Origin of the sequence: Parachitinimonas caeni, assembly GCF_030129945.1 — a bacterium.
GTDB lineage: Bacteria > Pseudomonadota > Gammaproteobacteria > Burkholderiales > Chitinimonadaceae > Parachitinimonas > Parachitinimonas caeni.
The window spans coordinates 1-255 of the sequence record NZ_JARRAF010000310.1 but is presented as its reverse complement, the minus strand read 5'-3'; the positions used below and the strand labels follow the sequence as shown (position 1 = coordinate 255).

Here is a 255-nt window from a genome sequence, read left to right as displayed (position 1 = left end):
TGGCGTCCTGTTCGATCACGGTGTCGATGCCGCTACCGGTGTTGAACTGGTAGACGTCATTGCCAAAACCACCGAGCAGGGCGTCGTTGCCAGCGCCGCCATCGAGGGTGTCGTTGCCGGCTCCGCCATCGAGCAGGTCGGCATCGGACGAGCCGATGAGGTTCTGGTTGCCCGCCACGCCTGCCCAGACGGTCCCGAATGCCGCTTCGTCCGGCAGATTGGTATACGCCGGGCTCTGGGTGGTGTCGGGGTTGA

General features: G+C 64.7%; 1 pseudogene. It reads right to left on the bottom strand.

Annotated features, from left to right (window positions below):
• A pseudogene (locus tag PZA18_RS24830) lies at positions 1-255 on the bottom strand (hypothetical protein); the annotation flags it as partial.